This is a genomic window from Robertmurraya sp. (genome assembly GCF_036676585.1).
In the GTDB taxonomy this organism is placed as follows: domain Bacteria; phylum Bacillota; class Bacilli; order Bacillales; family Cytobacillaceae; genus Robertmurraya_A.
This window is the reverse complement of record NZ_JAKFCQ010000135.1, coordinates 1-7539: the sequence shown is the minus strand read 5'-3', so window position 1 is coordinate 7539 and position 7539 is coordinate 1. Positions and strand designations below refer to the sequence as shown.

The 7539-nt window shown below is 39.7% G+C and carries 7 protein-coding genes; 1 reads left to right on the top strand and 6 read right to left on the bottom strand.

Annotated elements, in window-relative coordinates; genetic code table 11:
- Positions 1-62: 62 nt before the first annotated feature.
- The 3 genes from ACGLXV_RS17605 to ACGLXV_RS17595 all read right to left on the bottom strand — a co-directional run bounded on the left by ACGLXV_RS17605 (position 63) and on the right by ACGLXV_RS17595 (position 2011).
- Positions 63-278, bottom strand: coding sequence for a hypothetical protein (locus tag ACGLXV_RS17605; RefSeq protein WP_391559649.1), 216 nt, complete (start codon positions 276-278; stop codon positions 63-65).
- Between the two features lie 249 nt (positions 279-527).
- Positions 528-1127 carry a histidine phosphatase family protein gene (locus ACGLXV_RS17600; protein ID WP_391559648.1) on the bottom strand — a complete coding sequence of 200 codons (600 nt, stop codon included), beginning with the start codon at positions 1125-1127 and terminating at the stop codon, positions 528-530.
- A 32-nt stretch (positions 1128-1159) separates the two neighbouring features.
- Positions 1160-2011 (bottom strand): aldo/keto reductase, encoded by an 852-nt coding sequence (locus ACGLXV_RS17595; protein ID WP_391559647.1) that lies wholly within the window; start codon positions 2009-2011, stop codon positions 1160-1162.
- Between the two features lie 223 nt (positions 2012-2234).
- On the opposite strand from ACGLXV_RS17595, the gene ACGLXV_RS17590 reads away from it, so the two are divergent.
- Positions 2235-3152, top strand: coding sequence for an AraC family transcriptional regulator (locus ACGLXV_RS17590; protein ID WP_391559646.1), 918 nt, complete (start codon positions 2235-2237; stop codon positions 3150-3152).
- A gap of 98 nt (positions 3153-3250) precedes the next feature.
- On the opposite strand, the gene ACGLXV_RS17585 is transcribed toward ACGLXV_RS17590, so the two are convergent.
- The 3 genes from ACGLXV_RS17585 to ACGLXV_RS17575 all read right to left on the bottom strand — a co-directional run.
- Positions 3251-5101: a DUF2264 domain-containing protein gene (locus ACGLXV_RS17585; protein ID WP_391559645.1), complete on the bottom strand. Its 1851-nt coding sequence runs from the start codon at positions 5099-5101 to the stop codon at positions 3251-3253.
- Between the two features lie 31 nt (positions 5102-5132).
- A complete protein-coding gene (locus ACGLXV_RS17580; protein WP_391559644.1) occupies positions 5133-6257 on the bottom strand; it encodes a glycoside hydrolase family 88 protein in 1125 nt (374 codons plus the stop codon).
- A gap of 16 nt (positions 6258-6273) precedes the next feature.
- Positions 6274-7539 (bottom strand): heparinase II/III family protein (locus ACGLXV_RS17575; RefSeq protein ID WP_391559643.1); only part of this gene is annotated, 1266 nt, incomplete at its 5' end.

Genomic DNA, 7539 nt, shown 5'->3' with positions numbered 1-7539 from the left:
ACAAAAAACGCTTGGGTTATCTTTAAATAACTCAAGCGCTTTAACTGATATATAATGCTTTTCTATATCTTATTACTACGCGAATGTCTTTTTTCAGCCGCACTTTGTATAAATAAGAAAGCAAATAACCAAACAATACCTTGTATAATTATAGTCGTCCAAATACTGATAGGGAACAAAACGGAAAATAAAAATAACAATAATCCACTAAACAATAACAATGTTAAGCCAATAGAAAATGCCACCTTTTCAGGTAACGCTTTAATTTTATCTAACATACTATCACCTCGCCAAGTCCTTTAAAAGACTAAAGTAATTTTTATCAACTTATTATTGTTCATGTCAAAATTATTAAAGATTACTTATTCAATGTTTGTACACACGATTATTTTAACATAAAATGACAATTACCTGTGTGTATTTTTTACCTATTATTTGAAATAACTCAGAGTCTAGTGTAATAAAATTAGAAAAAGGCTGTCGCGAACGGCAGCCCTAGCTATTATATACGTTCTTCACAGACCCTATCAAGTAAGTACTGGAGAAGCCTCACTTAAATTACTAAAATCGTGATTAATAATTTCTACTAATTTAAATTCTTTGTTCTCGTATTCAAATTTCAAAATACAACAGTTTCCAAGTCTTTCTTTTTGTCTAATGGAACTAGTATGTTCCCAATACTGCATGAATTTTCTACAAGCTGCCCCGTGAGATACGATTAGAACGACTTCATTATCTTCTTCTACTATTTTTTGGACAGTATTAACCATTCTTCTTTGAAATTCTTTTTCTTCTTCTCCACCATAATTAACAAAGAAATCACCATAAGGCAGTGGAGGATTTAAATCTTCACTTTCACCTTCAAACGTTCCAAAATTCCATTCCTTTAATCCTTTTAATCTTGTATAAGGCAGATCAGTCACAATTTCTAACGTGTCACTTGCTCTTTCAGATGTGGAACAATAGGAATGATCGAAAACAATATGATTCTCTTTAAAATATTTTGCAGCAGTCCCTGCTTGTATAATTCCTAGTTCTGTAAGTGGTGAATCACACCAACCTTGAACTTTCCTTCTTTTATTAAATAATGTTTGTCCATGTCTCATGAGATATATCGTCTTTTTCATTTGTATCCCCCTCATTGAAACTAAAAGAATAATTAAATATCAAGTTTACGAGTACCAATCCATTTCACCATTTCAGGATCTCTATGTGAAAAGAACAAGCTTTCTTTCAAGTCTAACATAGAAATCTTCTCCATATCTCCTTCATTTAGCTCAAAATCAAAGATATTAAAGTTTTCTATAATTCTTTCATTCCGAACAGATTTTGGGATGACAACGACTTCTCTTTGTGTCAGCCAACGCAGAATCACTTGGGCAACGGATTTGTTATGCTTTTCTGCAATCGAAACTAATACTTCATTTTGGAAAATATCATTTTTCCCTTCAGCAAAAGGTGCCCAAGACTGTATTTGTACATGATTCTCTTTCATGAATTGAGCATTTTCTATTTGCTGGTTGAATGGATGCGTTTCTACTTGATTAACCGCAGGAACCACTTCATTATGAAGGATTAAATCGATCAAACGGTCTGGATGGAAGTTACTTACTCCGATCGCCTTGATTATACCTTCCCGATATAATTCCTCCATCGCGCGCCAAGAACCGTGTACATCACCAAATGGCTGATGAATTAAATACAAGTCTAAATAATCCAATTGCAGTCTTTCTAGCGATTTTACGAACGCTTTCTTTGTGCTCTCGTAACCTGTGTCCTGAACCCATAGTTTGGTTGTAATGAACAATTCCTCTCTTGGTACACCACTCCGCTTAATGGCTCTGCCCACGGCTTCTTCATTTAGATAAGAGGCAGCTGTATCTATCAGACGATAGCCTGCCATAAGAGCATCATAAACGGCTTGTTCACATTCTTCTGGATCAATCATTTGAAAAACACCGAAGCCTAGTATGGGCATCTTTACACCATTATTCAATATTAATGTTTGCATGATAAATTCCTCCTGTAATTTATATTTTGCGTTTTTAGTAATAGTTAGTTTCATATCTATTCTCCGCTTAAGAAAGCTTTGTACTTAATTATTATGCAACAAATCCTAAGGCGACTGATATCCTATTCCTATCAATTCATTGCCTAATCCTCTCTCCCCCTCTTTCACAACAGAGTTACATCTATTACAATTGAAATATAATAACGGAACAAAGGAGATCGATATGTTTAAAGAAATCCATACATACCAGGGTGAACTTGCCAACCTTATTAAGTCCCACACCGGTCAGGACGGTGGTCATAAGACTCTTATTCCGTCTTTATTTTTCTCTCATTACTCGAATGTAGCCGGACCATTTTACGGTGTTACTAACCCTTCCTTATGCATTGTCGTTCAAGGAATGAAGGAGGTCCTGCTGTCACAAGAGCTCTTTAGGTACGGACCTGCCGATTACCTTGTTTCATCCGTTAACTTGCCCATTATCGGACATGTAACAGAAGCTTCTTCCGAGGTTCCATATTTGGCTCTTAAACTTGAATTTACACCTAATGAAATTTTAGAAGTTTTAGGAGATTTCCAAATAGGTGTGAATAAAAAGGAAAATAGGAACAGAGGTATGTATGTGAACTTGATAGAATTACCTTTGTTAGAAGCAGTAACCAGATTGGTTCGTTTGCTTGACCATCCTGAAGATATCCCGATCCTCTTTCCTCTTATCAAAAAGGAAATCATCTATAGGGTTCTAAAAGGACGTCATGGTGATGCGCTGGGGCAAATTGCTGTTGAAGGAAGTTCTACCTATCAAATCAGTGACGCGATTGAACATATCATGAATCATTATGATAGGGCTATACGGGTGGAGGAACTGGCGGAAATAGCGAATATGGGTGTCTCTTCGCTTCATAGACTTTTTAAAGAGGTTACAGCCATGAGCCCTATCCAGTTCCAAAAACAATTGAGACTTCAGGAAGCTCGGCATTTGTTATTAACTGAAGCGGCAGGTGCTGCCGATGTTGCTTTCCGAGTAGGATATGAAAGTCCCTCCCAATTCAGCCGTGAATATTCTAGACTATTTGGTTTACCACCTAAAGAAGATATCAAGCGACTGAAAGAAACCTATGATAAAAAGAAAAACGCATAAAGGATCAAAGAGCAGTGGCTTAGTCCAACTGCTCCTTGATGTGTAATTTTGTGATGTTTGTACTCTAACTAAATGTCTTTCGTTAAATAAGAACAGACCTAGAAAGGGATGACGAGTTGATCCACCCCTTGACCAACTGTGATCTTTCCATCTTGTACCTTAACCTCCGTAACAGACTCCCATCCTTTCATTACTCCATCTGATCCCACTTCTCCATACACCGCATTTATCATCCAATGTGTACCAGGATTATAGCTAGCTTTGATGGTAGGAATGACGGTTCTTGCCTGCATGACATTCGTATTCGCATGAGGATAGAGGAGCTCTGCCTGGCCGTTTTCATCCAGACTTTTAATGCCGCTTGCTCCCCATGGAAAAAAGCTTGCGCAATGTTTAGACTCATGAATAATCTTTGTGTCTTGGCCAGTCGCCTGACTATTTTCCAATCCCAACGCAAATCCTCCATCTGCACAATCGAGATTTCTGCCCGTTTCAATACGATGGATACGTAGATGCCATGGTGCTCCTGGTACGAGCCATGTTTGGATCTCCACATCTGACCACGGTTTCCACCTTGTGTAAATCACATCATCGGTTATACGATATTCCTCACAGGTTCTTTTTCCTCGATAAATATTGTCGCCTTCACTGACCGCCAACATGGAATCAAAAGCACCCTGCGCTAATCCCCACTCTGCTTTTGAAACGCTGAATCCAAAAAAGTTGGAGTAGACGAATTTTTCATATTTGGCTGCTGTGTGAGGATGCTCATTCGTATGCTGATACCCTGCATTAAACGCTACCACATGATCACGTTCCTCTTGGCGTTGGACAATCATTCGAGGAGATACTTGGGTCACCTTTTTCTTTAATGTTGGTAATGGCTCCTCTTCGGTTGTCCAAAAAGGATGCGTTTCAGGCAGTGCCAACACCATATAGGTTTTCAGTGCCCAATAAGGCGAGCCCGGAGAGTTATAGTTTTCTGCCATCACTAAGTTGGGATAACGGTACCCGATTGTGAGCAAACCCTTGGAGTCAAATATCGGCTGACTAAACCACCAACGAAGGTTTCTAAGTATTATCCCTTTCATTACACCTAAAGAAAATGGTTCCACTTCTGCGAATACTAACGCACACCAAAAAGCCGATTGGGAAAATCGATACGTTAAGCTTCTTCCATAAGGAAGAGCTGACCCATCGTTAGCGAACCAATAGATAAATTCTATTGCGAAGGATTCCCCTCGACTTCGGAAACGTTCCGCCCGTACTGGGTCCTCTTTTCTCATTAACTTGCTATATAGAAGACTATAAAAATGAATGGCGAACGGCCCATAATAATCACAGTGAGCATCAGGACCGTCTGAATACCATCCATCACCCAAATAAAATTCATCGATTCGATCCAGGTTACGGTTCAATTTTTCTTGGTCGTACTGTAGTCCAACCTTCTTGAACCCAAGATTCACAAGCACAGGAAAAAACAGCCAGTTGCAATCGTACACACTGATTTGGTTGATTTGATTCAGCCATATAAATAGATTTTCTTTTTCAAAGTCATTTAAGGGATCCCAAATTTTCTCAGGAACTAGTGCAAGGGCATAGCCGAAAGCAGCCATTTCCACGGCACGCTGATCAAAGTTCGTAATCTCTCCCCAGTACTCCTCATGTGAAGGGTTTGTTCCATTTTTAATCCCTTGTAGATGATCTTCCCAAATGTCAGAGGTTTCTCCGCACGCCATCAGCGGAGCAAGTCCCCATAGAATTCTGGAGAAGCCTTCCATTCCTGCGATCGAATCCGAATAGCTTGTTCCTGTGCTTCCGAGTTCAAGTCGTGCTTTGCCCTTGCTATAAAAGGATTTTAACGGTGTTAGGATTTGCGCTAAAGATTCTATAAGATCTTGACGTGTCTTGAGTGGATTCCTTTGAATGGGTAAATCGAGCTTTAACATCTAGACAGTTCCTCCTTTCTTCTAGCACAATCTACCAAAATAACTCTCTATACCCTTTTAATCTAGCGATGCCTTCTACAAAATAGTAATCTCCGTAGATAAGGGGATTATCGGTGTATTTTCCTTCTGGGAAATGACTTGTACCGTGTAAAATTAACCCCTCTTCAGCCCCATCCCAATCTCCATAATTTTTATATAGTGATTCTAATATGTTCTCCCCTGCCTTTTGATACGTAGCTGCTTCTGTAGCTGGCACCTTTTCAGCTAATAACAAAAGACCTGACGCTGCGATAGCACCCGCAGATGAATCCTTTGGCGACTCCACATCTCTAGGAAGGCGGAAATCCCATGCCGGTACCCTATCTTCAGGAAGGTGTGAGAGAAAGAAATGAGCGACTCTTTTAGCTGCCTCTAAATAGTTGGCTTCCTTCGTATAATGGTAGCTTAACGTCATTCCATAGATGGCCCATGCCGCTCCTCTTGACCAGGCTGAAAAAGGACAATACCCCTGGCCACCTACCGCTTCGATTCTTTCTCCCGTTTCAGAATCAAATCGGACAATATGATGAACGGCACCATCACTGCGAATAAAATGTTCTAACACAGTATCGGCGTGCTTTTTCGCCACACTCTTAAATCTTGGATCCCCTGTTTCTTCTGATGCCCAGTACAAGAGAGGAAGATTCATTAAGCAATCAATTATCGCCACCCCACTATTGTCCTCGCCCTCTGTCCATGGATTCCAGGCTCTAATAAAGTCTCCGTTCACATTAAAGCGTCCCATCAGTAAATTGGCTGCTAACAACGCGCGTCGCTTCGAATCCTCATTTCCTGTTAACTTATAATGAGCCACACTCGTTAACGTCCACATAAATCCCATATCATGATCTAGTCGATAGTAATTTTGTTGAACAGTATCTAGCTTCTGTTCACATTCCTCTGCTAGATTCATTAACTTAATGTTTTGCGTATCCCGATAAACCTGCCACAATATTCCTGGCCAAAAACCAGCCGTCCACCAATAAGGCTCGGCTAAATCGTACTGACCATCTTTACTCGCATGAGGAAAGTTCGCTCCAATTCTCAGACTAGTTCTTTCTATTTTTTTAACGATCTGTTCCCATGCGGTGTTTACCCAAAGCAATTGTTCAGCCATCGTCTATTCCCCTTACTTATTCAAATTGAAAAATCAACTCTACTTTACAATTCTTAACCGGGTGTAATACGGTAAAGTCGAGTGCCAAGTGTAATTCTGTTTCACCAAAATGATTGACAAAATGGAACTTTTTCACATCAACATACAGCTGTCTTTTATCATATAAAATTCTTAATCTACTTTTTCCTTCTAAAACAACACCATCCTCTTCCTCTGTAATCACTAGAGAAGGAACAATCAATCGTTCAATAATGGAAACCGGTTGTTCAGTAAAGGTGTAGGTATCCTCCAAAACCAGCTTAGGTAGATTCTTTTTTACCCATGAAAACTTTCGTATCAATGATGATAATGTGTCTACGTCATAGGCTTTAACTAGATCCAACTCAAAGAGATCGACCTCTTCTCTTGCTTCCGCCTGTAGAATTCTAGCAAAATGAGATTGGCCCTCTTCTTGGTATTGATGGTTAATGATCGGAACCGAATGCCCCTGTGATCCATTACCTACAAAGGTGTAGCGCTTTTCACCGAAATAATCTTTATCGTATAAACCAGACCCTAAATCTTTTAAAAATACCTCTTTCTTCCCCTGCAGGATAAAGTGACCAAGATCGTTATGATTATGCGGTTCATCATTATGCCCACCCTTTGCCGCAAAGGAAAAACTTCCTGATGGTTCATGATATCTTGAGATCATCCATCCTGAATCTTTTGAATAGAAGGTTCCACTACCCCAAGCCTTTTCTTGAGCATTCTCATCAAACCACAAAAGATTTCGGAGTGCTGGTGCCCATCTTGAGCAGTGGTCATCCGTATACTTTGCTCGAAGCTCTTGTCTAGGGACCTTCACATCATCGTAAATCTGATTCAAATAATGACTGAGTCCTAAAAATACAGAAACTGTCGGAACCGCATCCGAAAAGTTCACCACGAGATTATGCTCTAAAAAACATCTTTGTTGAAAAAGGGCGATTTGATGAATTTTCTCTGAAGCAAATAAATCCACTTTCCCTAAGGTGCGCTTTTTTAATAAATCGGCAAAATAGACATAGTAACCAAAGCCATATTGCCAATATCCATAGCCTTCGAGGCAAAAGCCGTCCTCCTGAAATCCACTCACATAACAATCCAAAGCTGGTAGTACCTTTTCTAGAATAATGGCTAACTCTTCTTTGTCCTTTATAAGATGGATGGCTGCTGCACCGATCGAACCTGCACAAACAGCCGCCCAATTATGGGTCTCGGTTTCCCATTTGAAGGTGGTGCGAGTAAATGAAGTAAAAAT

Coding starts and splice junctions, on each gene's coding strand:
- ACGLXV_RS17605 (WP_391559649.1), bottom strand. CDS start 278: ATGTTAGATAAAATTAAAGCGTTACCTGAAAAGGTGGCATTTTCTATT.
- ACGLXV_RS17600 (WP_391559648.1), bottom strand. CDS start 1,127: ATGAAAAAGACGATATATCTCATGAGACATGGACAAACATTATTTAAT.
- ACGLXV_RS17595 (WP_391559647.1), bottom strand. CDS start 2,011: ATGCAAACATTAATATTGAATAATGGTGTAAAGATGCCCATACTAGGC.
- ACGLXV_RS17590 (WP_391559646.1), top strand. CDS start 2,235: ATGTTTAAAGAAATCCATACATACCAGGGTGAACTTGCCAACCTTATT.
- ACGLXV_RS17585 (WP_391559645.1), bottom strand. CDS start 5,101: ATGTTAAAGCTCGATTTACCCATTCAAAGGAATCCACTCAAGACACGT.
- ACGLXV_RS17580 (WP_391559644.1), bottom strand. CDS start 6,257: ATGGCTGAACAATTGCTTTGGGTAAACACCGCATGGGAACAGATCGTT.